This is a genomic window from Tsukamurella sp. NPDC003166, from assembly GCF_040611135.1.
GTDB lineage: Bacteria > Actinomycetota > Actinomycetes > Mycobacteriales > Mycobacteriaceae > Tsukamurella.
This window is the reverse complement of record NZ_JBEXNL010000003.1, coordinates 24,733-50,752: the sequence shown is the minus strand read 5'-3', so window position 1 is coordinate 50,752 and position 26,020 is coordinate 24,733. Positions and strand designations below refer to the sequence as shown.

The following is a 26,020-nucleotide window of genomic DNA, read 5'->3' as shown; positions in this document are numbered from 1 at the left end:
ATAAATCTATCAGAAACCTCTTGACATCGGTGGGCGAGTTTCTGATGATGTGATCAGAAACGTTCCGACCGAGAGGGCCACCGATGACCGCCACCACCCCCACCCGCACCGAGCGCACCGTCGAGGTCGGGCGGCGTCGGATCTTCGTCACCGAGGCCGGCGAGGGCGCCCCCGTGGTCCTGCTCCACGGCGGCGGCGCCGGGGCGACAGGCGCGTCCAACTACTCGCGCAACATCGACGCCCTCGCAACGAAGTTCCGCGTGATCGTGCCGGACATGCCGGGGTACGGGCGGTCCAGCAAGGACATCGACCAGAGCGACCCGTTCGGGGATCTCGCCCTGGCCGTGCGTTGCCTGCTCGACGAGCTCGGCATCGACAAGGCGCACCTCGTCGGCAACTCGTACGGCGGCGCCGCGGCGCTGCGCCTGGCGATGGACCGGCCCGACAAGGTCGACAAGCTGATCCTGATGGGCCCCGGCGGCATCGGGACCACGCGCGCGCTCCCGACCAAGGGTCTGAACGCGCTGCTCGGCTACTACGGCGGCGACGGGCCCAGCAGGGAGAAGCTCAGCGAGTTCATCCGCGAGTACCTCGTCTACGACGCCTCGGCGGTGCCGGAGGACCTCATCGAGCTGCGGTACCAGGCCAGCATCCAGCCCGATGTCGTCGCGAACCCGCCGCTCCGCCGGCCCTCCGGCCGGACCGCGCTGCGGACCGCCGTGAGAATGGACTTCACTCGCGATCGCCGCCTGGCGGACGTGCAGGCCCCGACCCTGGTGATCTGGGGCGCCGACGACAAGGTCAACCGTCCGGCCGGCGGGCCGATGCTCGCCAAGACGATGCCGAACTGCGACCTCTACGTCGCGGCGCGCACCGGCCACTGGGTGCAGTGGGAGCGCGCGGACCTGTTCAACGACCTCGCGGCCACCTTCCTCGGCGGCGCGCAATGACCGCCGCCGCAACCGAGGCCGAGAAGCAGGGATCCGTCTTCGGCGCAGTCCATCTCGGCTACCTCGTCATAGAGTCCCGGAAGATGCAGCAGTGGCACCGCTTCGGCGCCGACGCCATCGGGCTCCACGTCGACGAGCTCGACGCCGACACCCTCCGCTTCCGGCTCGACGAGAACGAGTGCCGCTTCCTCATCCGCCGCGGCCCGGCCGAGGACCTCATGGCGATCGGCTGGGGGGTCGACGATCACGAGACCTTCGACCGAATCATCAAGCGGGTCAGCGATCGCGGCGTCCCCATCGTAGAAGGCTCCGCCGAGGACGCCGCGCTGCGCGGCGTCGAGCGACTGTGGCGTTTTCCGGGACCGAAAGGCATTGTCCAGGAACTCTTCACCACCGCCCGGACCACCGCGCAGCCGCTCCGCATGCTCACCTCCGGCTACGTGACCGGCGATTCCGGGATGGGGCACGTCGCCATCACCTCGCGGAACCCGGCGAGCATTCACCGCTACTACGGCACCGTCTTCGACTCGCGGCTCTCGGACTACATCGACGAGAACGTGGGCGGCCTCACCCTGAAGATCCGTTTCCTGCGGGTCAACGAGCGCCACCACTCCATCGCCGTCGCCGGCCTGCACCACCTGCCCGTCGACCCCATCCGCACCCGGGCGCAGCACGTCAACATCCAGGTCGCCGACCTCGACGACATGCTCGCCGCGTACCAGCGCGTCCGCGACCTCGGCTTCCGCATCGCGTGGACGGTCGGGCAGCACACCAACGACCGCGAGCTGTCCTTCTACTGCGTCACGCCCTCGGGTTTCGAACTCGAGGTCGGGTGGAACCCCGTCGTCGTCACCCCCGAGCTCGAGGCCGCCTGGCAGCCCACGACCTATCAGGGCATCAGCATCTGGGGCCACGACACCGTCCACATGACCGACAACCTGGCCCAGGTTCGCGAAGCCCTCCGGTATCTCCGCCGTCCGGAGGAGACCGTTCCCGCCCTCAGCACACCGATCGGAACCACCACGTGAACGACTACGACGTCGCCGTCGTGGGCCTCGGGCCCACGGGCCTGACCCTTGCCCACCTGCTCGGCCGACGGGGCCTGTCCGTCCTCGTCCTCGAGCGTGAACCCCACTTCTACGGCAACGCCCGCGCCGTCTACACCGACGACGAGGCGCTGCGCGTGTTCCAGACCGCCGGCGTCGCCGACGAGATCCACAAGGACATGAACGTCGACTCGGCGGTCCAGTGGGTCACCTCTGACGGTGAGGTCCTCGTCCAGTTCCGCCAGCCGCAGCGCCCGCTGTGGTGGCCGGTCACCAACTTCTTCTACCAGCCCTACCTGGAGACGAAGCTGGGGGACACCCTCATCCGCTACCCGAACGTCGAGGTCCGGCGGGGCCGCGAGGTGATCGAGTTCGATCAGGACGCCGACGGCGTGACCGTCGTCCACGCCGCCGCCACCGGCAGCGGGTACGGCAAGCAGGACAACGTGATCGACGATGCCACCCGCGAGACGGTGCGCGCGTCCTATCTCGTCGGGGCCGACGGCGGCCGCAGTGTCATCCGGACCGGCCTCGGGATCGACATGAGCGGCAAGAGCTTCCCCGAGCGGTGGCTCGTCGTCGACCTGGCCGCCAAGGAGGGCACGGACCCGTTCCGCCACCTCCCGTACTTCGACTTCGTCTGCGATCCGGACATGCCGACGGTGAGCTGTCCCCAGCCCGGCGGGCATCACCGGTTCGAGTTCAACCTCGCCGATGACGACAAGAAGGACGAGTTCGAGTCCGACGCGACGGTGCAGCGCCTCATCGGGCAGTACGTCGACGTCGACGAGGTGACCGTGGAGCGGCGTCTCGTGTACACCTTCAACGCCGTGGTCGCCGACCGCTGGCGCGAGGGCCGCATCCTGCTCGCGGGCGACGCCGCGCACATGACCCCGCAGTTCATCGGCCAGGGCATGAACGCGGGTGTCCGCGACGCGGGTGTCCGCGACGCGGACAATCTGTCCTGGAAGCTTCAGGCCGTCCTGCAGTACGGGGCGGATCCCGCGATCCTCGACACCTACGAGTCCGAGCGCCGGCATCACGCGAAGGCGATGATCGAGCTCTCGGTGTTCAACAAGTCGCTCGTCTCCGTGCAGAGCCGGGCCCTCGCTCGCTCCCGGGACATCGCGCTGCGCACCGCGATCCACGTACCCGCGCTCGGCGCCTGGGTGCGGCGGGCCGGCATGAAGCCTAAGCCGCGGTTCCGTCGCGGCGAGTACCTCGGCCTCGACCGCAAGCCGGTCCGCGGCATCGAGGGTGCGCTGCCGCCGCAGCCGGTGGTCCGGCGCTACGACGGCCACCGGGTCCGGCTGGACGACGCCCTCGGCATCGGTTGGGCCGTCATCGGATTCGAGACTGACCCGCGCGAGGCGCTCGGCGCCGAGGCCGCCGTGTGGGAGCGTCTCGGCGCGACCTTCGCGACGATCTACCGCTCGGGCGCGCGGCCGCAGGGGCGGATCGGCGACGGCCGCCGCAAGGCCGGTCTCCTCGACCTCGAGGACACCGACGGGCTCCTGACCTCATGGCTGCGGCGCGCCGGGCACCGGCCGGGCACCGTCGTGGTCCTGCGACCCGACAAGTACGTCTTCGGCGCCAGCCGCGACGCCGCGGACCTGACCCGCGAACTGGTCCGGCAGGTCGCGCCCTCGGGCGCCGATGTCCGAACAGCCACCCGTACCGATGCCACCCCCACCGAGACGGGAAGGCCCGCATGAGCGCCGACACCATCACCACCGCCGCGCGGCGACTGCTGACCGCCACGGACCTCCGCAGTCCGTGCCCGCCGGTGCGCGACCTCATCGGGCCCACAGATGTCACGGCCGCGTACGCCGTGCAGCAGCTGCTCACCCAGGACCGCGTCGAGCGCGGCGCGGTGGTGGTGGGCCGCAAGATCGGGCTGACCAACCCGGTCGTGCAGGCGCAGCTCGGCGTCGATCGCCCCGACTTCGGCGTGCTGTTCGACGACATGGACGTCACCGGCACGCCGATCCCGAGCTCGATGCTCCTGCAGCCGAAGGTGGAGGCGGAGATCGCCTTCGTCCTGGGCGAGGACCTCGACGGTGACCTCACGCTCGAGTCCGTCCGCCGGGGCGTCGCCCGGAGCCACGCCGCCATCGAGGTCGTCGACAGCCGAGTCGCCCAGTGGGACATCAGCTACGCCGACACCGTCGCCGACAACGCGAGTGCCGGCCTGTACGTGATCGGCGACCGGCTCCCCGACGCGATCACCCCGTCGGCGGTGACGATGACGATGTCAGTGGGTGGCACGATCGCCTCCACCGGATACGGCACGGACTGCCTGGGCGACCCGCTCAACGCGCTGCTGTGGCTCGCCGAGACGGCCCGCGACCTGGGCGAGCCGCTGCGCGCCGGGCACGTCGTTCTCTCCGGCGCGCTGGGTCCGATGGTGCCGGTCCGTCCCGGGGATCGCGTCGAGGCGCGCATCGGCCTGGGCGACGAGACCCTCGCGACGGCCGTGGCCGAGTTCGCGCCCCAGCCCTGAGGCCCGACAGACATCCCCCTGACGACCATCCCTGCTGCAGACCGGAGCCACCCGATGATCAACCGCCGCACTCTTTTCGCCGGCGCCGCGACGACCGCCGGCGCGGTCGCCCTCGGCGCTGCCGCCGCAGCGCCCGCCGCCGCGAAGCCGGAGCCGGGTCACGCCGCCCCCACGGGACAGTACCGCGTGGACCTGCACGCCCACTTCCTGCCGCCGGAGTACCGGGCGGCGCTGCTCTCGCACGGCCACTTCACGATCGGCGGCTACCCGACGCCCACCTGGTCGCCCGAGGCGGACCTCGCCTTCCAGGACTACTACGGCATCTCCGCGCGCGTCCTCGCCGTGTCGGACCCCGGCGTCTCCTTCCTCGCAGGCAAGGAGGCGACGGACCTGGCGCGGTACTGCAACACCTACGCGGCGGACCTGAGCAAGAGGCACCCCAAGCGCTTCGGCAGTTTCGCGGTCCTGCCCCTGCCCAACCTGATCGCGTCCATCGCCGAGCTCGCCTACGCGCTCGACGTGCTCCACCTCGACGGCGTGACGCTGCTCAGCGCCTACGACGGTGTGTACCTGGGCGACCCGCGGTACGAGCCGCTAATGATGGAGCTCAACCGGCGTTCCGCCTACGTCTTCGTGCACCCCGCGGCGATCCCCGACAACGCCAAGCCGCACCTGCCGTTGCCGGACTTCCTCGCCGAGTTCACCTTCGACACCACGCGCGCGGCGACCATGATGATGACCGGTGTGATGGAGCGGTACCCGAACATCCGGTTCCAGCTCTCGCACGCCGGCGGCACGCTGCCCTTCCTCACGCATCGCATCGGCGTAGCCTCGCAGACCGGTCTCGGTCGGCTACCGCTACCGAAGATCTCGCTGCTCGACGTCAAGGCCCAAGTGGCGGGCATGTACTACGACACCGCGCTCAGTGCGGCGCCCACCGCGATGAACAGCGTGCTGGCCGCGACCAGCCGCGACCACATCGTCTTCGGCAGTGACTGGCCCTTCTCGGCGCTCGTGCTCGACCAGCACGGCGATCGTGATCCCGCGCCCGGCCTCAGCGAGACCTTCACCACCGAGCAGCGCCTCGAGATCGAGCGGTACAACCCGCTGAAGCAGCTGCCACGGCTGAAGGCGGCGATCGGGAGATGACGGACTGGAGCGACCGCGTCGCGCGGGCCCTGGAGACCTTCGTCGCGCGTACAACCGGCACGAGACCACCATCGCGGCACCGATTCCCGACGAACCCGTGCTCTTCGTCGCCAACCACGGCTTCGGCGGCGTCTTCGACCTCAACGTGGTCGCCTTCGGGATCGGGCACCGTGAGAGCGGCGATGAGCGACCGGTGATCGTGCTGACCCACCAGGTGGCGTGGCAACTCGGCGTCGGACGGTTCCTGGAACCCTTCGGCTCCCGGCCCGCCGGCCGCGCGACCGCGAAGGAGTCCCTCGCAGAGGGCAAGCACGTCCTCGTCTTCCCCGGCGGCGATGTCGACGCCTTCAAGGCCTGGAGGGACCGCAACACGGTCCTCTTCGACGGCCGCGCCGGTTTCGCCCGGCTCGCCGTGGAAGCCGCCGTCCCGATCGTGCCCGTGGTCACGAGCGGTGCGGGAGAATCGGTCGTCGTCCTCGACGACGGTGCCTGGCTCGCCACGGCGACCGGTGTGCGGGAGAGGTTCCGCCTCAACCGATTGCCGACCACCGTGTCCATCCCGTGGGGCGTCAACATCGGCGCGGTGGGGCTGCTGCCCTACATCCCGTTGCCCACCAAGCTCCGCACCACCTTCCTGCCCGCCATGCGCCCCGAACCCGACGAGGCCGCGGAGGACTACGCCGACCGCGTACGGGCCGCCATGCAGACCGAACTCGACCGCCAGACCCGGCACCGTCGCCCGATCATCGGGTGAGAGATCAGGAGAAACAGATGCGACGCATCGACATCGACGATCGCCTGACTCGGGCCGTCCGCGCCCTCACCGCCGTCACGGCGGCGTCCGCGGGCGCGGCGCCCACCGTCGCCGCCGCAGAGGCGGGAGTGTCCTGGGCCCCCGCCGCGCAGGCGACACTGCACCCGGGCGTGCAGGCCTACACGGGCGACAGCCAGTGCACGACCAACTTCGTTTTCACCGACGCCACGGGAGAGGTGTACCTGGGCCAGGCCGCGCACTGCGGCTACCCGGGCACGGACAAGCTGCCGAACGGCTGCACCGCACAGACGGTGCCCCTGGGCACCCCCGTCGACCTGCGAACGGGCGGGTCGGTGCGGGCCGAGGGTACGACGAAGGCCAGGGGCTCCCTCGCCTACTCCAGCTGGAGGACGATGCAGAAGGCGGGTGAGCAGGGCGCGGACCTGTGCGCCAACAACGATTTCGCGCTGATCCGGCTGCCGAAGAGCGCTGCCGGATCCGTCAATCCCTCGCTCCCCACGTGGGGTGGGCCGGTGGGCCTCGGGGTCGATCGGGTGCACGCGGGGGAGCGGGTGTTCGGCTACGGTGATTCGTCGCTGCGCGGTGGGGTGAACGCACTGTCGCCGCACCGCGGGACCCTGCAGTCCCCCGAGCCCTACGCGGGTGGCTGGACGCACACGGTCACCGCCGCGCGGCCCGGCGTCCCGGGTGACAGCGGCGCCGCGTACGTGGACTCCGAGGGCTTCGCACTGGGCACGCTGTCCACGCTCAGCCTCGGGGTGCCGCCACGCAACAGCCTCAGTGACCTGAGCCGGGAGCTGCGCTACGCCCAGGAGCACTCCGGCATCGCGGGGCTGCGACTCGTCCTCGGCACCGAGCCCTTCCACGCGGAAGGGTAGGCGGCACCGTCGGCGATCGGCGATCGGCGATCCGAGCCGGATCGCCGAGCCCGCCGACGCCATCCGATCCACCGTCCCGCCGAATAACGGAGATTCCATGCAGCGCATCGACGTCCACCACCACATGATCCCGTCCGGGTACCGGGCGCGGCTCGCCGCGGCCGGCATCGCCGAGGCCGGCGGCCGGGACCTGCCGGCGTGGTCCGCTGAGGAGTCCCTCGCGGTGATGGACCGCGCGGGGATCGCCACCGCGATCCTGTCCGTCTCGACACCGGGGACGACCTTCCTCGAGGACCCCGCGAACGCGGTCGAGCTGGCGCGGATGCTCAACGACGAGAGCGCGGCGATCGTCGCGGCGAACCCGGACCGGTTCGGCTTCTTCGCGACGCTGCCGACGCCCGACGTGGCCGCCTCCGCGGTCGAGGCCAGGCGCGCCCTGGACGACCTGCACGCCGACGGCGTGGTCCTGCTGGCCAACGCCCGTGGCACCTACCTCGGGGAGCCGGGGCAGGACCAGCTCTTCAGCGTCCTCGACGAGCGGGCCGCGACGGTGTTCATCCATCCGGCGGATCTCCCGGCACCGGCGGTCGACGGGATTCCGCCGTTCGCGGCCGACTTCCTGCTGGACACCACCCGGGCCGCGTACCTGCTCGTGCGCAACGAGATCCGGCGACGGTACCCGCACATCCGGTTCATCCTCAGTCACGCCGGCGGATTCGTGCCCTACTCCTCGCACCGGATGGCCGTGACCATCGCGGGCGAGGCGCGGCGGAGCCCGCTGGACGTGCTGGACGACTTCTCGGGTTTCTACTTCGACACCGCGCTGTCCGCCAGCGCGGCGGCGCTGCCGAGCCTGCTGGCCTTCGCGGATCCCGGACACGTCCTGTTCGGCAGCGATTGGCCCTTCGCGCCCGAGACGGCCGTGCAGTACTTCGCCGCGGGACTCGACACCTACACGGCGGGCGACGCGGAGCTCGCTCGCCTGATCGAGCGCGACAACGCCCTCGCGCTGTTCCCGCGCCTGGGGACGGCAGCACCGGCCCCGGCACCGTCGTTCCCCGATCGCCTGCGCGGTGCGGTCACCCGCTCCGTGCTGCGGGGAATGACCCGCCTGATGGCCGACGCCTGAGACACGTCACCCGAGCAGCGAGGATTCCCGACATGACCGGAATCGAGACCGGCCCCGACGATCCCGCCGCTCAGGGTGCTCAGCGGCGGGTGCTCGCCGCGCACTGCTGAGGGCGCCTCGCAGGTCGTCCTCCGGCGATGAACGCTGAGCTGCTGCGCGCCGCGGTCAGGACACGATCTGCGTGATGCCCTCGCGGTAGGTGGTGACCCGGAAGTCGGGGAACCGGGCCGTGAACTTCGAGGTGTCGAAGATGTTGTCGACGCCGTACCGGGGCATGAGTTCGGAGGCTTCCTTCGCCCTGGCGTTGACCAGGCCCGCCAGCGTGAACACCGCGAGCGGGATCGTGCTGAACGAGATCCTCCGGCCGGTGACCTCGGAGGCGATCGCGATCATCTCGCGGTAGGTCAGGCGGTTCTGGTCGATCGGAAGGTGCCAGGTCTGCCCGTAGGCGTCGGGGGTGTTGCCGATCAGGCCCATGGCGCGGCTGGCGTCGGGCGTCCAGATCAGGCTGCGCTTGGTGTTCGCGCTCACGGGGACCAGGGGCCGCTCGCCCTTCCTGATGCGGTCGAAGACGGTGGTGTTCGTCAGGCCCTGCGTCTTGCCCGGGCCGTAGAACTCGGGGGCGCGCACGATCACCGCCTCGATGCGGCCGGCGTCCATCTCCTCCTGCAGCCGGGTTGCGATCCGCGCACGGACCGCCGCCTTGCGGCCGCGCGGCTCGAAGGGCGTCCTGCCCTCGACCTGCAGGGCCGCCGTCTGCGGGTACATGTAGGTGTTGTCGAAGAAGACCAGCTTGGCGCCGTGCTCGCGTACCGCGGCGATGGTGTTCTCCATCATCTGTGGGAAGCGCTCCTCCCACATCGCCGAGTCCATCGGCAGGCCGACCGTCAAGTAGACGATCTCGCTGCCCGCAACGGCGCGGCTCGTGGCCTCGGCGTCCATCAGGTCGGCCTTGACGAGCTCGTCCGACTCGTTGACCTTCGCGGGGTTGCGCCCGACGAGCCGGATGTCCTGGGTGACGTGCTCGTGCAGGTAGCGCGCCAGCTCCTCGCCGATCTGCCCGTTCGCGCCCAGTACGGTCTGCATGGTGTCCCTCGCTCGGTGATGTGTGCACTGCTTACACCCCAGACTGTAGGCCGCCTTGTAAGCAGTGTCAACATCGAGGTGTGCGCGGCCGGCTCGGACTCGTCGACGGGGCGATCGCATGAAACGCACAATGGACCTACGGGAATCGCCCGGAAGAGTCGCAGGAAATCGGCCGAAATGCATCCACGGTACCGAATTCGCTTCCGCCAGGTCTTCGGGTGCGTTTATTGTTCCGCGAAGATAACGAACATGATTGCGGACGTCGTCGGCGATCTTTGTTCCGTTCTCGATTCCGTCGAGTACCCGGCGGGGAGTACCGCGGACCGTCGGATCCGGTGGCGAGCCATCGAACCGAGCAGCCCTTACGGAAGGCGCACCATGGCCACGTCGAGCACCGAGCCCGCGCAGGGCGACGATTCCGCACCCACGGACGATGATGCGGTCGCGACCGAAGGAGAAGGCGCGCACACCGTGGGGGAAGCCGTCACCGCGTTCGCGGGCAGCGACCGTGAGGTCGTCGGAACGATCGTCGAGGACTTCGGCGAGTTCACTCCCGTCGCCACCGAATACGACGGCGAGCGGATCGCCGAGCCCGCCCGACGGTGGGCCGTGCTCAGTGACGCGGGCGATCTCGTCTTCGCGGATTCCGACGACCTCACCGCCTCCGCGGACCCGTCCTGAGCGGCGCGCTGCCCGCCTCGAGGGGTAGCGCCGAGACGGTCAGTGCAGATGATAGAAATCTGCCCTTGACATATCACTAGCGCCGCGACAGACTTCGGAGCGAGTTCCTACACACTTGTATGAATCGCCCCGACGGTTGGAGTCGACGATGGTGTCCCTGCGCGGCAAGACGAGCACGCCCACCGAACCGGTGGGCGTCGAGATCCACGCCCGTGACGTCGAGTTCGACTGGCAGAACGTGCCGCTCGAGTGGATCCCCGGCGAGCCGGTGGCGAGCGACATCGTCAGCTCCGTGCTGCACGCCATCCTCCCGGAGGGCGAGCGCTGGTTCTGCGAGGTCTACTCCGAGGCGCTGCCGTACGTGAAGGACGAGGACCTGGCCCGGACGATGCGCGGCTTCATCGGCCAGGAGGCCATGCACGCCGAATCGCACGACCGCGCGCTCTCGGAGTACCTCCAGCGGTGCGGCATCGACACCGCGCCGATCGCCCGCCAGGCCGAGTTCATCTTCCGCCGCATCCTCGCGCCGCGCCGCTACCGATCGGACCGCGCACAGTACAACGACATGGTCCAGCGGCTGTGGCTGATCGCCGGTATCGAGCACTACACCGCCATCCTGGGCGTGTTCGCGCTCAACAACGCGTGGGACGACTACGACGTGAACCCCGTGATGGCGGACATCTGCCGCTGGCACGGGGCGGAGGAGGTCGAGCACCGGTCCGTCGCGCACGACGTGGCCACCTACTTCGACCCCGGCTACCTGCACCGCGTGCGGGCGATGCTCACGGTCGTCTTCTTCCTGGGGCTCACCCTCCACCGCTGCTCGGGGTACCTGCTGCGCAAGGACCCGAACTTCAGCTATTCCTACCCGCGGCTGTGGTGGGAGTACCTCAGGGCGTCCCACAAGAATCTCCTCCCGAAGATCCGGCAGGTCATCTGGTTCACGCTGCTCTACTTCAAGCCGAGCTTCGACCCGGCGTCCATCGGCTCCACGGCGCAGGCCGTCGCCTACCTCGCGACCTCCCCGGCCGCGCGTGGCGCCGAGCACTGATGCACGGCGCACCGTCGGGCGTCGATGACGAGGCCCACCGCCCGATGGGTGTGCGCCGGCACAACCGGACGTGCTCCGGGACTGGACCTCCCGACGATGACGGACAGACCCAGGGCCTCATCGAGTCCGTCGACACCGTTGCCGGTGTCGTCGACACCGTCGTCGCGGAGGCCGAGGAGATCATGGCCCGACGCCTCCCGAGTCTCGTCGTCGGCTGACGGTTCACGGGGTCAGCCCACCCGGAACCAGCCGGCCGAGTAGCCGCCGTCCTCGCCGCGCCCGGTCATCGCCAGCTGCATCGGCGGCATCGTCGTCCGGTGGGTACCCCGGGGTTTGTGCTCGTCCCAGGCCACGATCGCGCGGAGCATGTACCGCCCGGGCTGCAGGCCGGGCAGGTCGACGGTGTCCGTCGCCTCCGCCGCCGGCGGGGCGGCGGCGAGATCCTGATAGGGCTGGGTCGGGACCATGGTCCGCAGCGGCGGCGCACCGTCGACCCGGGCCACCCAGCGGCCGGACTCCGTGACCACCTCGTAGGAGACCCTCCAGCCGTCGTAGGTGGGCGCGGAGCCGCGGTTGACCCAGTGCACGGCCGCGCGCAGCCCGGACGCGGTCGGGGTGACCTCGACCCGGTCCACCGCGTAGCGATACCCGGCGTACGTGGTGGCGCGCCGCCAGAGTGCGTACTGCTCGTCGGTCATCCGCTCCGGCCGGCTCTGCGCCGGGAATCCGGTGCTCGAGACCAGCGAGACGTGGCCGTTCACCACGTCGCGCAGGCCCCGGCGGTAGTAGTCGAGGACGGTGCCCCCGGACAACAGCTGGGGAGGCCATTCGGTGATGACGGGCGCGGTGCGGAACCGTTCCGCGAGCACGCCGATCAGCGGGTCGCGCTTCTGTACGTATTCCGACCAGCGGTTCTCCGCCCACGTGGGGAGGATCGGCAGGGCACCGAGTGCGTCCGACCGGATCCCCACGGGGCGCCGCAGTCCCGGCAGCTCGGGGCTGTCGCGCAGTAGCAGGCCGGCGATCGCGGGGTTGCCCATGGTCGAGACGATCTGCGTGCTGGGGAAGGCCCGCAGGGTCGCGTCGACCAGCCGCTGGGCGGAGGCGTAGGTGAGGTACTGGTCCCGGTACTGGCTGAAGTAGCCGAGCTCCTTCCGACTGTTCTCCGGCGACGGCGCCGCGATCTTCAGGCTGTCCCGCGCGAACGCCACGTGGTTCTCGCTGAAGTCCCCGTAGCCGGACATCTCGTACATCGCGACGCGTTCGTCGTGGTCGTAGCGGCGGCCCAGCGCTGCGATCAGCGCGGTGAACGCGTCGAGGTACGCGGGGCTGTTCCACTCCGGCAGCACGTAGTGCACGCCGTCGGCGGTGCGGGTGCTGCTCGCCCCCGGCGTCGAGGCCAGCCAGTCCGGTGCCATCGACACCGTCCGGCCCTTCTCCGTCGCGTCGCAGCACGAGTCGAAGGCGGTGATCCGGAAGCCGAACTGCCGGCCCTGGGCCGCGGCGTCGGCGATTGCCTGATCCAGACGGGTGAAGTCGTACCGCACGGTGTCCGGCGCGCCGGCGGCGACGGTCCGCGGGTCCGTGGGCTGCAGGATCCGCCAGGGGATCCGGACGCTCTCGAATCGCGTCCCCGGCCACGCCGGGCGGTCCCGATTCGTCTCGCTGGCCTGGGGAAACAGGTCGGTCAGGATGTTCCGGTACTGGCCGCGCATCGGGTTGACCAGGTCCGGCCCGTCGAAGGCGACGGTGCCGGGCTCGGGCGGGGGCGTCGTGCACCCGGCGACGATCGTGATCGTGAGGACGAGCGCGAGCATGCGCTTCGGCACGACGCCGCAGCGCGCAGAGCTCACCCCGAGGTGCCGAGGCGCCGCGTGGCCTCGCCGTCGTCGCCGTCGAACGCGGGGAGGGGGAACTCGGACTCCTCGGAAACGACCTCCACACGGTCCCGCCAGCGCGTCATCGCGCGCTGCTCGGCCCGGCCGGTGGGGCGAGCGGGACGGGGCGGCGCGGGGCGCTGCGGGGCGTCGGCCTCGCCCACCGGGGGACGCGCGATCTCCAGCCGCGAAACGGGGAGCGGCGCCGGTTCGGCGCCGTCGACCGATCCGGCAGCCGGTTCGATCGGAGCGGCGGCGGCATCACCGGCCGGGGGAACGACGCCGCTGAGCGGGCTCGTGTCCTCGGACTCCCCGCTGGTCGCGGCCTCGGCGCTGCGCTTGCGGCGGGTGTCGAGGACGGCCGCGACGAGCAGGCTGACCAGCAGGCCCGCCAGCGCGGCGCCGAGCGCGAGCCCGCCCGCGTTGCTGAGCGCGGTGCTGCTCACCTGCGCGCCGGCCTGCGGCTCGGTGGTGGTGCGGAGATCGGCGTACACGGCGGGAGCGACGCCGGCGTCCTTCTGGATGCTGCGGAGTTGGTCACGCATGAAGGCGATCAGCGCCTCCGCGCCGGCCTTCGCCGCCTGCGGATCCGTCGCGGGCATCCGGATCGTGATCTGGGGGGAGAGCTGGGAGAAGCTGGAGTCCCCCGCGACCGAGGCGATCGTGTAGTCCGGGGACGCCCCGGTTCGCTTCACCAGCTCCCGGGCCTGTACCGACTGCGCGGAGCTGGCCAGTACCCACGCCAGCTGCGTGGTACTGCCCGAGAGGTTGGTGAAGGGGTTGAGCATCGCGTCCGACGCGCCCGGCACCGACGGTATCGACGGCGGGATCACCAGGACGGCCGCCTCGGTCTCGTACTGCACCGTCGCCGAGCGGTAGCCGACCAAGCCACCGGCGACGGCGCACGCGAGCACCACCACGATGACGAGGGGCTTCGTGAGCACCCAGCGGAGGAACGCTGCGACATTCATCCGTGCGACCCCGTTCCGTTCCCGGCGAGCGGAGAAGCCCAACCGAATGTTGTATGTGGTTGCATTCCCAGCAATCCGTGGCTTCACCTTACTATGAGTTGGTGAGCATCATGGAACGGTCGTCGGCGTGAGTACGCGCAGCGCGATGCTGCTCGACGACGAACGGGTCGTCTGCGTCACCGGCGCTGACGTCCTGGACCGCATTCGGCTGCGGATCGCCGAGAGCGAGGGCGGTGCCCGGCCGCTGGCCGTGTGCTCGGTCAACGTCGATCACCTGCATCACTTCGGGCGCGGGCGGCGCAGTCTCGGGAGGCGGGTCGAGTGGCTCTCGGTGGCCGACGGTGCCCCGGTCGCGGGTCGCGGGGCACTCGCCGCGGGGCACCCGTGGCCCCGCGTCACCGGTGCGGACCTCCTGCCCGCGGTGATCGCGCTCGCAGCGGAGCACGATTGGCCGATCGGATTCGTCGGTGGCACCCCTGCCATGCATGCGCGGCTCGCCCCGGTACTCGCCGGGCGGTATCCGGCGCTGACGGTGGCCGGCTACTGGGCCCCCGAGCGGGCCGAGCTCGACGATCCCGCCGCGGCGGCACGCCTGGTGGACGAGATCCGTTCGGCCGCGCCGACGGTGCTCATCGTCGGTCTGGGCAAGCCCCGGCAGGAGCAGTGGATCGACGAGGCCGGGCCAGGGACCGGGGCGCAGGTGCTGCTGCCCTTCGGCGCGGCCGCGGACTTCCTCGCGGGCACCGTGTCGCGGGCACCGTCGGCCTGGCAACGTGCGGGAGCGGAGTGGCTGTACCGGCTGCTGCAGGAGCCGCGCCGGCTGGGGCGCCGCTACCTGGTCCAGGGGCCCAGGGCAGCCCTTCGTCTGCGTCGGGTACGTCTGGACCGGGTCACATGGCCCGAAGCATCTCGGCCAGGTGAGCTGCCATGACCTGCGACGTGAACCGCTCGCGTGCGGTCGCCGCGGCGCGTCGGCCCATCTCGAGGCGCATGTCCTCGTCGAGCAGCAGCGTGCGGATCGCGCCCGCCATCGCGTCGGCGTCCCCGGGTGGCACGAGCAGGCCCGTCACGCCGTGCTGAACGTAATCGGAGACGCCGGGGTTGTCGGTGACCACCAACGGCCGCCCGCTCGCCATCGCCTCGAGCACGACCGTCAGACCCGAGCCGGTCACCGTCGGGTGCAGGGCGATCGCCACGACCGCGGCACGGCGGTACAACTCGCGGATACGGCCGTTGAGCCGTTCGGTGTGCACCGTCACGAGGCCCTCGGGTGCGTGCAGGGGCAGGCTGGAGGCGAGCTCGAGGGCGGCGCGCGGCACCGTCCGGCGGACCTGTTCGACCGCCGCGACCAGCGTCGGATGATCGCGGAAGCGATCCTCGCCCGCGCTCATCACCGTGCATCCCGTCTCCGGGGCCGGCTGCTCGGCGTAGAAATCGGTGTCGATCCCCAGGGGGATGAAATGCAGGCGCTCCGGCGCGATCTTCCACTCGCTCCCGATGACGGGCAGAACGGCCGAGCACTGCGCCCACACCGCGGCCGCGCGCGGGAGGGCGCGGGCGGCGAGGGCGCCGTGCGCCCGTCCGGCCGCGCCGCGGGTGGTGAGCCAGCCGATCCCCGCCGCCACCGGCGCACTTGCCCGCAGCAGCGCGGGTACCCCGGTCCGCTCGTCGTAGGCGAGTACCGCATCGGCGTCCGCGAGCGAGGGCGCGCCGATGAGCTCGTAGCCGTCGGTGCGGTGCCGCACGGACCGCGCCACCCGCTGCAGCAGTCGGGACCGCTCGCCCAGTTCCGACGGGGCGAAGCGCACGTCGAGGGCGTGATCGGCCAGCCGATGGAGGCCGTACGGTGAGCGATCCGGAACCTCTCCCGCCCGGTACCGGCGGGCCCAATCAGCCGGCGACAGTCCCCCTGCCAGCGGAACCACTACTCGCATCCGAACCTCCTCTCGGCGATGAGATTAACGCCGAGGCCGAACCCACGTTGCGTGGGCGTGCCTCGGGCGGCCGGATCGCACGGGCGTTCAGCATGCAGTTCGTGGCGCGGATCGTCGGGCTGGTGGCGTCGATCGGCACCGTCGCCCTGACGACCCGATCGCTCGGACCGGGGCCCTACGGGCAGCTCTCCGCGGCGATCATGTTCATCGGCCTGTGGAGCAGCCTCACCGAGCTCGGCATCGGCGCGGTCATCGTGCGGCGGGTCACCGGCGGTACGGGCGACCTGTCGCGTCTGGTCCGTGTCAACGCGGGCTTCTCCCTGACCTACTGCCTGCCGCTCGGGGCGGCGGCGTCGCTGTCCGGCTGGCTGCTGTACCGCGACGATCCGCTGGTCGTGGGGATGATCGCGATCATCAGCGGCAGCCTCGTGCTCACGACGCTCAGCAGCTGCGTGCAGCCGGTCTTCGTCACCGACGTGCGCTTCGGCGCGATCGCGCTCTCGGACCTCCTGGGCCGCCTCCTGTCGTTCGGGCTGACCTTCCTACTCGTGCACGTCGGCGCCGACCTCTACTGGTACGCGCTCGTGCAGTTGATCCCGCCGCTGGTGGTGCTGCTGATCCAGGGCGGCGTCGCGCGCCGGATCATCGACCTGCGGCCGATCTTCTCGTTCCGCGAGAGCTGGGAGCTGGTGCGCGAGAGCCTGCCGCAGACCGGCGTCCTGGTGATCGCCGCGCTGTACTGGCGCTCGGACGGCGTCCTGCTGTCCGTCCTGAGCAGCAAGGAGGAGACGGGCGCCTACAACCTCGCGTACACGGTCGCCTTCAACGCGACCGTGATCTCCACGGTGTTCCTGGCGTCCACGCTCTCGACGATGACGAACCTGTTCGCCACCGACCGCGACCGGTTCGCGCGGTTCACGGTGCGCAGCATCCAGCTCATGTTGTTCGTCGCGGTGCCCCTGGCCGTGGCGGGTGCGCTCCTCGCGCCCGGACTGGTCCGGCTGCTCGGCTCGGAGGATTTCGTCGCGGCGGGCGGGAGCACGTTGGGCCTGCTGTTCGTGGCCGTCGCGATCCGCCTGGTCACCGGCACCCTGAGCCAGGGCCTGTTCGCCGCGCACGACCAGGTCTTCCTGCTACGGCTCAACATCGTGAGCCTGCTGCTCAACATCGGCCTGAACGTCGTACTGATCCCGCAGTTCGGCGCGAAGGGCGCCGCCACGGCGCTGGTGGCGAGTGAGCTGTTCGGCCTCGCCGTCGCGACCCGCCGGTTGGCGGGTCGTACCCCGTACCGCACGCCGTGGCTGTTCCTGGCGCGGCTGATCCCGCCCGTCGCGGCGGCTGCGGTGGTCTGTGTCGTGGGGCACTCACTGCCGGTCCTGCTCACCGGCGCAGCCGCCGCGGTCGCGTACCTGGCCGTGAACCTCGTGCTCGGGCCCGTGCGCCTGCGCGACGCCCACGGCCTGCTCAGCTCCGAGGAGGGAACGCCGGAATGATCGCCGAACGCCCCCAGCTGACGGGCGGGCTCCGGCTCGCCCCGCCGCCGCCGGACGGGACCGCCCGGGACCTCGCCGTCCTGATCGTGGCCTACCGCGTGCCCGCCGATATCGCCGTGTGCCTGGGCGCGGTCGCCGTGCACCTGCCGGGTGCCCCGGTCCTGGTCTGGGACAACTCGGGGCCGGACTACCCGGGCATGGCGGGGGTACGGGCTGCCTTCCCGGCGGTCTCCTGGCACGGCGACGGTCGCAACCTCGGCTTCGCCGCGGCGGTGAACCGGCTGGCCGCGCTCGTCCCGGGGCACGACCTGTTGCTGCTCAACCCCGATGCGCTGCTCCGCGGCGGGCTCGACGCGACCCGCGCCGCCCTGCGCCGTCCCCGCGTCGCGGCCGCGGCGCCCGTGATCCACGACGACCACGACGCGTCCGGACGGGGCCGCACCTGGGACGTCGCGCACCGTCGACGGGGCCTCGTGCGCGGCCTGGTCTCCCGGGCCGGCTACGCGGAAGCGCTGCGCCGCACGCCGTTCTCGGACCTGTACCCGGCCCCGCCCGGGCGGGTCGAGGGCTACCTCACGGGGGCGTGCCTGGCGATCAGCCGCGACGCGTGGGACGCGCTCGGCCCGTTCGACGAGGAGTTCTTCCTCTACGGCGAGGAGACGGACTGGCAGCGGCGCGCGCTCGACGCGGGCTGGACGCTCGAGCTGACGGGCGATGCGGGCGTGGAGCATTCGGGGCACGGCACCGTGCGCGACGATGCCGTCGCCTGGCGTCGCTCGGCCGACCTCCTGCGCGCGAACATGGCCTTGAACATCGAGCACGCGGCGGGACCCCGCGCGGCCGGCGTGTTCCTGCTGGGGGATTCGCTCCTGGACCGGGTGCAGCGCAGCAAGCGCGCGAGCCGCCGGGCCGCGCCGCGCGGCCGCCGGCCGAACGTGGTGTTCACCGTCAATCGGTTGGTGTTCGGCGGCGCGGAGCGGCACCACCTCGTCCTGGCGGGCGAGCTGCAGCGGCGCGGGTACCGCGTGACGGTCGTCTGCCTGCAGCGGTTCGGGCCGCTGATCGCGGAGGCGCCCGCGGGGGTGCGGGTCGTGCGCCAGCCGTGGTGGGGCCCGCTGCTGGACCTGCCGCCCGGACCGACCGTACTGATCAGCGGGGACACCAACACCGAGACCGGCTTCGCCACGCTGTGGCGGACCGGGGGGCGCGACCGGACGTGGCTGGTGGGGGCGCACATCCCGCCGGAGACGGACGGGCCCACCTATTCGGCGCCGCTCGCCGCCGCGATGCGCCGCGCCGACGGATTCGTCGCGCTCTCGCCCGCCCACCGCGACCTCGTCTCCGCCCACCAGGGAGTGGCGCGCCGGTTCTTCGTGGCGCCCAACGGCGTGGCGGCCGGCGCGGAGCTCGACGGGGTGCCCGTGCGCCGTCCGGTCGGCGCCGTCCCGCGGCTGGTGATGCTGTCGCGGATCGTCGAGCACAAGAACCCGCACCTGCTGGTGGCGGCGCTGGCGGGTCTGACCGAGTTCGCTTGGGAGCTGGACATCTTCGGCGACGGCCCCGACCGCGAGCCACTCGAGGCGCTCACCCCGCCCGAGCTCGCCGGCCGGATCCGGTGGCGCGGGTGGTCGCCGGGCCCGGACCACGCCTTCGCCGACGCCGACCTGGTGTGCGTCCCCAGCGGATCCGAGGCCTTCCCGATGGTCATCCTCGAGGCGATGGCCCGCCGCCTGCCCGTGATCGCGTCCGCCGTGTGCGCCGTCCCGGACATGCTCGACGACGGTGCCGCCGGCGCCCTGGTGCACGACATCACCGTCGAGGGCTGGCGGGAAGCGCTGCGCGCCCTGCTGTCCCGCACCGACGAGTGGCCCGCGCTCGGAGATCGCGGCTTCGCGCGGATGCGCGAGCGCTACACCGTCGAGGCGATGGCCGACGCCTACGAGGCGGCGTTCGCCGAGGCGACGGTGCGCGCGTGACCGGCCGGGTGCTGTGGCTCTCGCCGTGGATGCGGCCGCTGGCGCGAGTGTACTGCGAGCGGCTGATCGACGCGGGCTGGGAGGTCGTGCTGGTCACCTCGGACCGGCACCCCGAATCCGACGGTGCGCGGCCCTACGAACGGGTCCTCGACCCGCGGCCGAAGACCGCGGGCACGTGGCCGGAGTTCGCGCGAGAACTGCGGCACGCCAGGTCCTTCCGGCCGGACGTGGTGGTCACCGAGCTCGTCCGCGACCCGCGGTGGATCGCCCTCGCCGGCCCGGCGCCGCGGGTGAACCTCGTCCACGACGACCGTCCGCACGGCGCCGACGAGGAGCTTCCCCGGTGGGAGCGGCGATTGTTCGGGCGGTGGAACGCGCGTGCCGCGTCGACGGTCGCGTTCAGCGGCTTCGTCGCCCGCGAGATCGGGGCGTCGGCCGTCGCGCCCCTCACCAGCGACCTCGACGACGCCCTGGTGCCGCCCGTCGTGCCCGCGGCGGACCGGCGGGACTTCCTGGCCGTGGGCCGGCTCTCCGCCTACAAGAACCTCGACGTGACACTGGCGGCGTGGGAGCGCCACGCGAGCGGGCCCGGTTGGCGTGGTGACGAACTGGTCCTCATCGGGGACGGCCCGGACCGCGACCTCGGGAAGGCGGTGCGGTGGCGCCGCGGCCCGTACTCGTACGTCCAGGTGACCAGCGATCTCGCTGCCGCGAAGGGATCGGTGGCCCACTACCGGCGTGCCACCCAGAGTGGCGTGCAGGTGCTGGCGATGCAGCTCGGGGTGGTCCCGATCGTGTCCGACGCCGGCGCCCTTCCGGAGTTCCAGCCGCCCGGCGAGGAGCCGATCGGCGTCGACGACGTAGCGGGCCTCGCCCGTGCCTTCGACGCGCTCGCCGATCCGGAGGCCGCCGCCCGCCGCGGTGGTGCCGCCCGCGAGCATTACCTCCGGCGCCACGCCTCGACGGTGTCCGCCGCGGCGCTCGGGGCCGAACTGGAGCGGGTCATCGCCACCGCCCGACTCCGGGAGAACCGTCTGCGGCCATAGTGCCCGGGTAGAGGAAGCCCACCGATTCAGACCACCCGCAGGTGGCCTGTTCTACCCGTGGCAGGACGTGCAACGACTTGGTCGCTGCCGGCGCTCGCGGTGTGTAGCTCGACGCCGAAGGTCAGGGCCCTGACCTCCTCGGCAGGCACGTTCAAGTCCGCCGCGATGTCCTTGGCCTTGACCGTGGCGAGTACCTGCGGGAACACTCGCGACATCTCGTGAGCCGGCATTCCTCCTGGTTCTCCGCTGCGATAGCCGCGGCCGGAGAGGTCGATACACATCTGGCGGTAGTGCCAGTCGCTCATCCGGCCCGCAGTGTGCAGCGCGCGGGTCAGGGCCATCGCGGAGACCTTGAGCCGGGATCGCGCTTCCAGAACCTCCTCGGCGGTGGGGTTGCGCCGCAGCTGAGTGGAGAGCGCGTCGTGAGGCATGAGGAACTCACTGGCGAACTGATCCGCCTCCCGCTCCTGCTCGGCTTCGTCCCCGGGAGTGGCCGGGTGCATCACCAGATGGCCCAGCTCGTGCGCCACGTCGAACCGCATCCGCTCCGGAGACTTCCTCCTCGATAGGAAGATGTACGGCACGTCCCGGTACCAGCAGGAGAAGGCGTCGACGTCCTCCGCGATCGACGGGAGCGTGTATACGCGCACACCTCGCGACTCCACGAGGTGCACCGTGTTCGGCAAGGGCTTCGCGCCGAGCGCCCAGTCGGACCTCACGATCCGCGCCGCCAGTGCGGGATCGGTGCCCATGCGGCGAGGGACCGACACCGCGGGCAGCGTGAACCGTGCGCTGATCCACTGATCCACCTCGAACCCGATTCCACCTGCGGCCACCGCGGCATCCCGCTGACGCGCTCCCGCCCGGCGTGCCGCACGAAAGTTCACCGTGCGCGCATCGATCCGATCCAGCGGCGCGGTGGTGAAGTAGGCCTCGGGGAATCCCAGCACATTCGAGAGTCCCGCCCCCACGGAGATCGGCGCGCCGTCGGATTCGTACCGGGTGATGCTGCGGGGTGTGATGCCGAGAGCACGTGCGAGGTCCGACTTGCTCATGCCGCGACGAGTCCGCGCTGCGATGATCCGGTCCGGGTCGAGGAAGGGCTCAGCTGATCGGTTGGACATCGAACCCGAGGTCTCCGCCACCGATATCCTGCGGCCGGGCATCGACAGAATCCTCCGTCAGTGGTGGAAGCACGACTCGCACCACCCACCCGGTGAACTGGCCCTGGCTGAGCCCGTTGGGCAGCGACACTTCAACCTGTACGCCTTGCTCTCCTCGGTGATAGACGAGAAACCAGTCTCCGTTGGGTGGGGGATCGCTCAGCGTGTACCTCTGCGCGGAGCCGGTGATTTCGGCAATGAGAAAGAGTTGCGTCTGACCGGCCAACGCCTGCTCGGTGGCTGGTCCCCTGCGGCGTTGTGCCTTCGGTCCCTCCTCCGACAGCGGATCACCGGTGGCTTCGGTGCCACCCACCACCGCCACTCTGACGGTCCGCTGGGGATTCACGACGATCGGACGATTCAGTTGGTCCTGCGGATTCCAGTCCTCGCGCATCAGTTCCCGCCGCAGCGTCCCCACTGTCTCGATCCATCGGGAGAGTCCTGCACCGGTACGCGGGTACTCGGGTGCGGAATTCTCCATCGCACGGGTCTCGCCGCGCTCGAGGGCGACGCGAATACTGCCGATGGGGATGCCGATACGCCCGAGGTACTCCTCCGCATCGGCGGGATGAACGACCAAGGTCCGCGGAGCGGGGTCGTGCAGTGGCTGCGACATGGGCTCGTCCTTACGCGTGGGAATGCTGCCTCATACTCTTGCACGAAACCAGACAATCACAAGGTAGATAGCCTATTGATGCCGTGCGTGTCGACCCTACCCACCCGACTGACACGTTGGCATCGCACATGGCGACGGGTGCTCGGCCCGCGGCTATCGCCGCGCGAGCGAGGTCCACAGCGCGCTGAGCCGGTCGTGCCAGTCGGCGATATCGAAGTCGGCGGCGCGGGCGCGGGCACCGTCGGACAGTCGTCGCCGCAGTGCGGGATCCTCGACGAGCCGCGCGAGGGCGGCCGCGAGCGCGGGCACGTCGCCGGGCGGCACGAGTAGCCCGTCGCGGCCGTCGACGACTGCCTCCGGGATGCCGCCGACGGGGGTGGTCAGCGGCACCAGGCCGGCGGCCATCGCCTCGAGCAGGGCCATCGGCAGGCCCTCGTCGTAGCTGGGCAGGGCGAGGACCTCGGCCGCGGCGAGCAGCGCGTCACGCTCGGCGGCGCCGGCCCAGCCGCGCACCGTCACCGCCGCGCCGAGGGGCTCCGTGGCGGCCCGGACGTGCGCGACCTCGCCGTCGCCGGCGAGCGTGAGGTGCAGCCGGTCCCGCACGGCGGGTTCGAGTTCCGCGATCGCGGCGAGCAGGTCGTAACTGCCCTTGCGCACGCCGAGCCGGCCGAGGGCGAGCACCTCGACCCGCGCGGCACCGTCGGGCCCGGGAGCGGAAGCGTCGAGCGGGGCGGGAGGGACGGGGTTGTAGAGGACCTGCACCCGCGCGGGATCGAGCCGCAGCGCCGCGGCGTACTCGGCGGCGAGGCCCGCGCCCAGCACCAGCCAGCGGTCGGCCGGCAGCGCCGCGCGTACGAGGGCCCGCGCGGGAGCGGGCAGGCGTGCCATCCAGCCGCCGAAATCGAAGCTGTGCCCGTGCACGACCGCCGGTGTGCCGCGCAGGCGCGCCGCCCACAGCAGCGGGGCCTTGCGCAGCACGCTCCCCCCGTGTGAGAGGTGCACATGCAGGACGTCCGCGTCACCGCGCGCGACGGCGACGGTGCCGCGTGCCATGCCCACCAGTCCGACGCGGATCCGCTGTGCCGCGGGCGCGTCGACGTAGGTGGTGAGCAGTCGCACCTCGATGGCCGGGTCGGTGATCGCGGCCATGTGCCCGATCACCGTGGCCATGCCGCCCCGGCTCGAGGGGCCCGGCGGCGCGGGACCCACGACGAGCACCCGGACCGGCGGTGTCACCGCGTGGCTCCGCCGGGCAGGCGCCGCGGTGCGGCGGTGCGGCGCAGCGCCGGGGCGACGGGGCGACCCTGCAGCAGCCCGTCGACGGTGCCCGCCTCGAGCGCCCGCCGGTAGACGGTCAGCGCGCCGGCGACCGCACGGAGGGTGTGGTCGATGTCGGCGTCGGTGTGCGCGGCGGAGACGACGAAGGACTGGCCCAGCACGCCCCGGCGCAGCAGTTCCTGCAGGAACAGTGTGCGGAACGCCTGCGACGGTGCGCCGTCCGCATCGCGGGTGGTGAAGACGAGGCACGACTGCCGGCCGATGGCGCGCACGGCGTCGCCGACCCCGGCCGCCTCGGCGGCGGCGTTCACCCCGTCGGCCAGGCGGCGCCCGGCCCGCTCCATCGCGCCGACGGGGTCGCCCTCTCGGTAGGCGCGGGCGACGGCGCGGAAGGCGGTGAGCGACATCGTCTCCGGTCCGTGCGTCGTCGAGAGGAGGAACACCCGGTCGGCGTCGGTGTTCAGCCCGCCGAGCTCCAGGAACTCACGCTTGCCGGCCAGCGCGGCGATCGGGAAGCCGTTGCCCATGGCCTTGCCCCAGCAGGACAGGTCGGGGGTGACGCCGTAGACCGAGTGCGCCCCGTGCGGCGACCAGCGGAAGCCGGTGATCATCTCGTCGAAGACCAGCAGTGCGCCGTGCTCGTCGCACAGCGCCCGGACCTCTGCCAGGAAACCGGGTTCCGGCTCCGCGAGCGCGGTCGCCGCCTCCAGGAAGACGGCGGCGATGCGCCCCGGGTGCTCCGCGAAGCGGGCGCGCAGCGACTCCGCGTCGTTGTAGCCGAAGCGCACCGTGAGATCCCTGGTGGCCACGGGGATCCCGGCGTTCATGTCGGTGGCGCCGATGAACCAGTCGTCCACCGAGAAGAAGGGTTGCTCGCACACGGCGACCAGGTCGCGTCCCGTCGCGGCGCGGGCCAGCCGCAGCGCGGCTGTGGTGGCGTCGGAGCCGTTCTTGGCGAACTTCACCATCTCCGCGGTGGGCACGAGGTCCAGGAAGTCCTCGGCGGCGGCGAGTTCCGTCACCGTCGGGCGGCTGAAACTGAGGCCCCCGTCGAGGACCGCCCGGACGGCATCCACCACCGGGGCGTAGCCGTGGCCCAGGGTCACGGCGCGCAGGCCCATGCCGTACTCGACGTATTCGTTGCCGTCGGCGTCCCACACCCGCGCACCGCTGCCGCGGACGAGCACCGGCGGCATGAACTCGGGGTACTGATCCGCGCCGCGGGCGTAGGTGTGTGCGCCGCCCGGCACGAGGGCGTGCAGGCGATCCTGCAGGCGGCGGGACTCGTCGAAGACGGGCTCGGTCATGACAGTTCGCCCTCCGTCACCAGGCGCCCGCGCAGCGCGGGGTGCGCCTCGGTGATCTCGTCGTAGAGGTCGGGCAGGGTCAGGAAGACGGGGCCGGTGGTGGCGTCGAGCGCCTCGGGCGCGACGATCGGCACGTCGGTGCCCGGCATGCGGCGGCCCTGCTTGGTGGGCGAGGCGTCGGCGATGCACGACATCGTGCTGCGCTCCAGCCCGGCCAGGGCGAACAGTGCGACGGCGCGGGAGGCGGCGCCGTACGCCGCAACGGTCTCACCGCGGGCCGCGGCACGTCCGGCCCAGTCCCGCAGTGCCCGGGCCTGTTCTTGCGGCGCGTCCGCCAGGGGGCGCAGCCCCTCCGGTTCGGTGAGGCCGGCGGTGCGCTCGTCGCGCAGGATCCGCGTGATCGTGCCGTCCGGCCCCGCGGGCCGGTGGCCCGCGTGCCGGGCCGCGAGCAGCACGGTGCCGCCGTAGAGGTCGAACTCGAAGGCACGCACCGGCTCCATGCCGACATCGGCGAGCAGGCGCCGGAGGGCGATCAGCGTGTAGTAGCCGAAGTGGCCGTGCCGCAGCGCGGTCCACTGCCGGTGCGCGACGATCGATCCGAGGGGCTGGTACTGCAGGAGGAGGACGCCGCCGGGTGCGACGGCGGCCGCCCGGGCCGCGAACGCCGCGCGTTGGTCGGGCTCGTGCATGATGCCGAAGCAGTCGAGCACGACATCCGCGGGTGTGTCGCCGTCGGCGACGGCGAATCCCCGGTCCGCCAGCACCGGGAGCCAGGTGCCGCCGTGCGGACTGCCGAACTCGCGCACCGTCGAACCGCCCAACAGCCCGGCGGCCGCCACCCGATCCACGGCGTCCGCGGCCTGCTCGCGCAGGGCGCGCGGCTCCACGCCCCGCGGCTCGTCGGCGACGGTGTCGTCGTCGGCGAGCTGTGCCAGGCCGCAGTCGCCGCACAGGTCCATGGCCGACGGGTGCGCGGACTCGTCGGGGGAGACCGGGGAATCGGCGGGCGGGAAACGGTCCGCCGCGGGCACCCGGCCCAGGTCGAGCACCCGGGTCAGGTCGGGGGAGCCGCAGCCGCGGCACGCGCGGGACGAGGTCATGGCACAGTACT

Annotated in this window: 24 protein-coding genes; 15 read left to right on the top strand and 9 right to left on the bottom strand. The window is 71.6% G+C overall.

Annotated elements, in window-relative coordinates:
• Positions 1–83: 83 nt before the first annotated feature.
• The 8 genes from ABZX10_RS04455 to ABZX10_RS04420 all read left to right on the top strand — a co-directional run bounded on the left by ABZX10_RS04455 (position 84) and on the right by ABZX10_RS04420 (position 8,430).
• Positions 84–950, top strand: coding sequence for an alpha/beta fold hydrolase (locus ABZX10_RS04455; protein WP_355534962.1), 867 nt, complete (start codon positions 84–86; stop codon positions 948–950).
• Positions 947–1,978 (top strand): VOC family protein, encoded by a 1,032-nt coding sequence (locus tag ABZX10_RS04450; RefSeq protein WP_355534960.1) that lies wholly within the window; start codon positions 947–949, stop codon positions 1,976–1,978. The genes ABZX10_RS04455 and ABZX10_RS04450 overlap by 4 nt, the downstream gene beginning before the upstream one ends.
• Positions 1,975–3,711 (top strand): bifunctional 3-(3-hydroxy-phenyl)propionate/3-hydroxycinnamic acid hydroxylase, encoded by a 1,737-nt coding sequence (locus tag ABZX10_RS04445; RefSeq protein WP_355534958.1) that lies wholly within the window; start codon positions 1,975–1,977, stop codon positions 3,709–3,711. Before ABZX10_RS04450 ends, ABZX10_RS04445 begins: the two co-directional genes overlap by 4 nt.
• Entirely contained in the window at positions 3,708–4,499 is a 792-nt protein-coding gene (locus tag ABZX10_RS04440; RefSeq protein ID WP_355534956.1) for a fumarylacetoacetate hydrolase family protein, read from the top strand. Before ABZX10_RS04445 ends, ABZX10_RS04440 begins: the two co-directional genes overlap by 4 nt.
• A 54-nt stretch (positions 4,500–4,553) precedes the next feature.
• Positions 4,554–5,648: an amidohydrolase family protein gene (locus tag ABZX10_RS04435; RefSeq protein WP_355534954.1), complete on the top strand. Its 1,095-nt coding sequence runs from the start codon at positions 4,554–4,556 to the stop codon at positions 5,646–5,648.
• Positions 5,649–5,652: 4 nt separating this feature from the next.
• Positions 5,653–6,402, top strand: coding sequence for a 1-acyl-sn-glycerol-3-phosphate acyltransferase (locus ABZX10_RS04430; protein ID WP_355535669.1), 750 nt, complete (start codon positions 5,653–5,655; stop codon positions 6,400–6,402).
• 17 nt (positions 6,403–6,419) lie between these two features.
• Complete coding sequence (locus tag ABZX10_RS04425) at positions 6,420–7,301, top strand: hypothetical protein (RefSeq protein ID WP_355534952.1); 882 nt, start codon at positions 6,420–6,422, stop codon at positions 7,299–7,301.
• Between the two features lie 97 nt (positions 7,302–7,398).
• Entirely contained in the window at positions 7,399–8,430 is a 1,032-nt protein-coding gene (locus tag ABZX10_RS04420; protein WP_355534950.1) for an amidohydrolase family protein, read from the top strand.
• A 165-nt stretch (positions 8,431–8,595) separates the two neighbouring features.
• On the opposite strand, the gene ABZX10_RS04415 is transcribed toward ABZX10_RS04420, so the two are convergent.
• Positions 8,596–9,516, bottom strand: a complete 921-nt coding sequence (locus ABZX10_RS04415) for an NAD-dependent epimerase/dehydratase family protein (RefSeq protein WP_355534948.1) — start codon at positions 9,514–9,516, stop codon at positions 8,596–8,598.
• A 378-nt stretch (positions 9,517–9,894) separates the two neighbouring features.
• Between ABZX10_RS04415 and ABZX10_RS04410 the strand changes: the two genes are divergently transcribed.
• The 3 genes from ABZX10_RS04410 (at position 9,895) to ABZX10_RS04400 (ending at position 11,466) form a co-directional block, all read left to right on the top strand.
• Complete coding sequence (locus ABZX10_RS04410) at positions 9,895–10,197, top strand: hypothetical protein (protein ID WP_355534946.1); 303 nt, start codon at positions 9,895–9,897, stop codon at positions 10,195–10,197.
• Positions 10,198–10,345: 148 nt separating this feature from the next.
• A complete protein-coding gene (locus ABZX10_RS04405) occupies positions 10,346–11,248 on the top strand; it encodes a metal-dependent hydrolase (RefSeq protein WP_355534944.1) in 903 nt (300 codons plus the stop codon).
• Positions 11,248–11,466 (top strand): hypothetical protein, encoded by a 219-nt coding sequence (locus ABZX10_RS04400; RefSeq protein ID WP_355534942.1) that lies wholly within the window; start codon positions 11,248–11,250, stop codon positions 11,464–11,466. The genes ABZX10_RS04405 and ABZX10_RS04400 overlap by 1 nt, the downstream gene beginning before the upstream one ends.
• 12 nt (positions 11,467–11,478) lie before the next feature.
• On the opposite strand, the gene ABZX10_RS04395 is transcribed toward ABZX10_RS04400, so the two are convergent.
• Together ABZX10_RS04395 and ABZX10_RS04390 are read right to left on the bottom strand one after the other, a co-directional pair.
• Positions 11,479–13,101 carry a hypothetical protein gene (locus tag ABZX10_RS04395; protein ID WP_355534940.1) on the bottom strand — a complete coding sequence of 541 codons (1,623 nt, stop codon included), beginning with the start codon at positions 13,099–13,101 and terminating at the stop codon, positions 11,479–11,481.
• Complete coding sequence (locus tag ABZX10_RS04390) at positions 13,098–14,096, bottom strand: hypothetical protein (RefSeq protein WP_355534938.1); 999 nt, start codon at positions 14,094–14,096, stop codon at positions 13,098–13,100. Before ABZX10_RS04390 ends, ABZX10_RS04395 begins: the two co-directional genes overlap by 4 nt.
• A gap of 127 nt (positions 14,097–14,223) precedes the next feature.
• Between ABZX10_RS04390 and ABZX10_RS04385 the strand changes: the two genes are divergently transcribed.
• Positions 14,224–15,027, top strand: coding sequence for a WecB/TagA/CpsF family glycosyltransferase (locus ABZX10_RS04385; protein WP_355534936.1), 804 nt, complete (start codon positions 14,224–14,226; stop codon positions 15,025–15,027).
• Here the strand turns inward: ABZX10_RS04385 and ABZX10_RS04380 are convergent.
• Complete coding sequence (locus tag ABZX10_RS04380) at positions 14,987–16,030, bottom strand: glycosyltransferase family 4 protein (RefSeq protein ID WP_355534934.1); 1,044 nt, start codon at positions 16,028–16,030, stop codon at positions 14,987–14,989. The two genes, ABZX10_RS04385 and ABZX10_RS04380, sit on opposite strands and share 41 nt — an antisense overlap.
• A 92-nt stretch (positions 16,031–16,122) precedes the next feature.
• On the opposite strand from ABZX10_RS04380, the gene ABZX10_RS04375 reads away from it, so the two are divergent.
• The 3 genes from ABZX10_RS04375 to ABZX10_RS04365 are packed head-to-tail and all read left to right on the top strand — an operon-like array spanning position 16,123 to position 20,545.
• Complete coding sequence (locus ABZX10_RS04375; protein ID WP_355534932.1) at positions 16,123–17,523, top strand: flippase; 1,401 nt, start codon at positions 16,123–16,125, stop codon at positions 17,521–17,523.
• Complete coding sequence (locus tag ABZX10_RS04370) at positions 17,520–19,499, top strand: glycosyltransferase (protein WP_355534930.1); 1,980 nt, start codon at positions 17,520–17,522, stop codon at positions 19,497–19,499. The genes ABZX10_RS04375 and ABZX10_RS04370 overlap by 4 nt, the downstream gene beginning before the upstream one ends.
• A gap of 8 nt (positions 19,500–19,507) precedes the next feature.
• Positions 19,508–20,545: a glycosyltransferase family 4 protein gene (locus tag ABZX10_RS04365; RefSeq protein ID WP_355535666.1), complete on the top strand. Its 1,038-nt coding sequence runs from the start codon at positions 19,508–19,510 to the stop codon at positions 20,543–20,545.
• A 26-nt stretch (positions 20,546–20,571) separates the two neighbouring features.
• Here the strand turns inward: ABZX10_RS04365 and ABZX10_RS04360 are convergent, their stop codons facing one another.
• The 5 genes from ABZX10_RS04360 to ABZX10_RS04340 form a co-directional block, all read right to left on the bottom strand.
• Positions 20,572–21,711 (bottom strand): ImmA/IrrE family metallo-endopeptidase, encoded by a 1,140-nt coding sequence (locus ABZX10_RS04360; protein WP_355534928.1) that lies wholly within the window; start codon positions 21,709–21,711, stop codon positions 20,572–20,574.
• Positions 21,650–22,324 (bottom strand): hypothetical protein, encoded by a 675-nt coding sequence (locus ABZX10_RS04355; protein ID WP_355534926.1) that lies wholly within the window; start codon positions 22,322–22,324, stop codon positions 21,650–21,652. Before ABZX10_RS04355 ends, ABZX10_RS04360 begins: the two co-directional genes overlap by 62 nt.
• A gap of 153 nt (positions 22,325–22,477) precedes the next feature.
• Positions 22,478–23,560 (bottom strand): glycosyltransferase family 4 protein, encoded by a 1,083-nt coding sequence (locus ABZX10_RS04350; RefSeq protein WP_355534924.1) that lies wholly within the window; start codon positions 23,558–23,560, stop codon positions 22,478–22,480.
• Positions 23,557–24,909 (bottom strand): glutamate-1-semialdehyde 2,1-aminomutase, encoded by a 1,353-nt coding sequence (locus ABZX10_RS04345; RefSeq protein WP_355534922.1) that lies wholly within the window; start codon positions 24,907–24,909, stop codon positions 23,557–23,559. Before ABZX10_RS04345 ends, ABZX10_RS04350 begins: the two co-directional genes overlap by 4 nt.
• The gene (locus tag ABZX10_RS04340; protein ID WP_355534920.1) at positions 24,906–26,009 is read right to left on the bottom strand and encodes a methyltransferase domain-containing protein; all 1,104 of its coding nucleotides are present in this window, start codon (positions 26,007–26,009) and stop codon (positions 24,906–24,908) included. Before ABZX10_RS04340 ends, ABZX10_RS04345 begins: the two co-directional genes overlap by 4 nt.
• Positions 26,010–26,020: the final 11 nt, after the last annotated feature.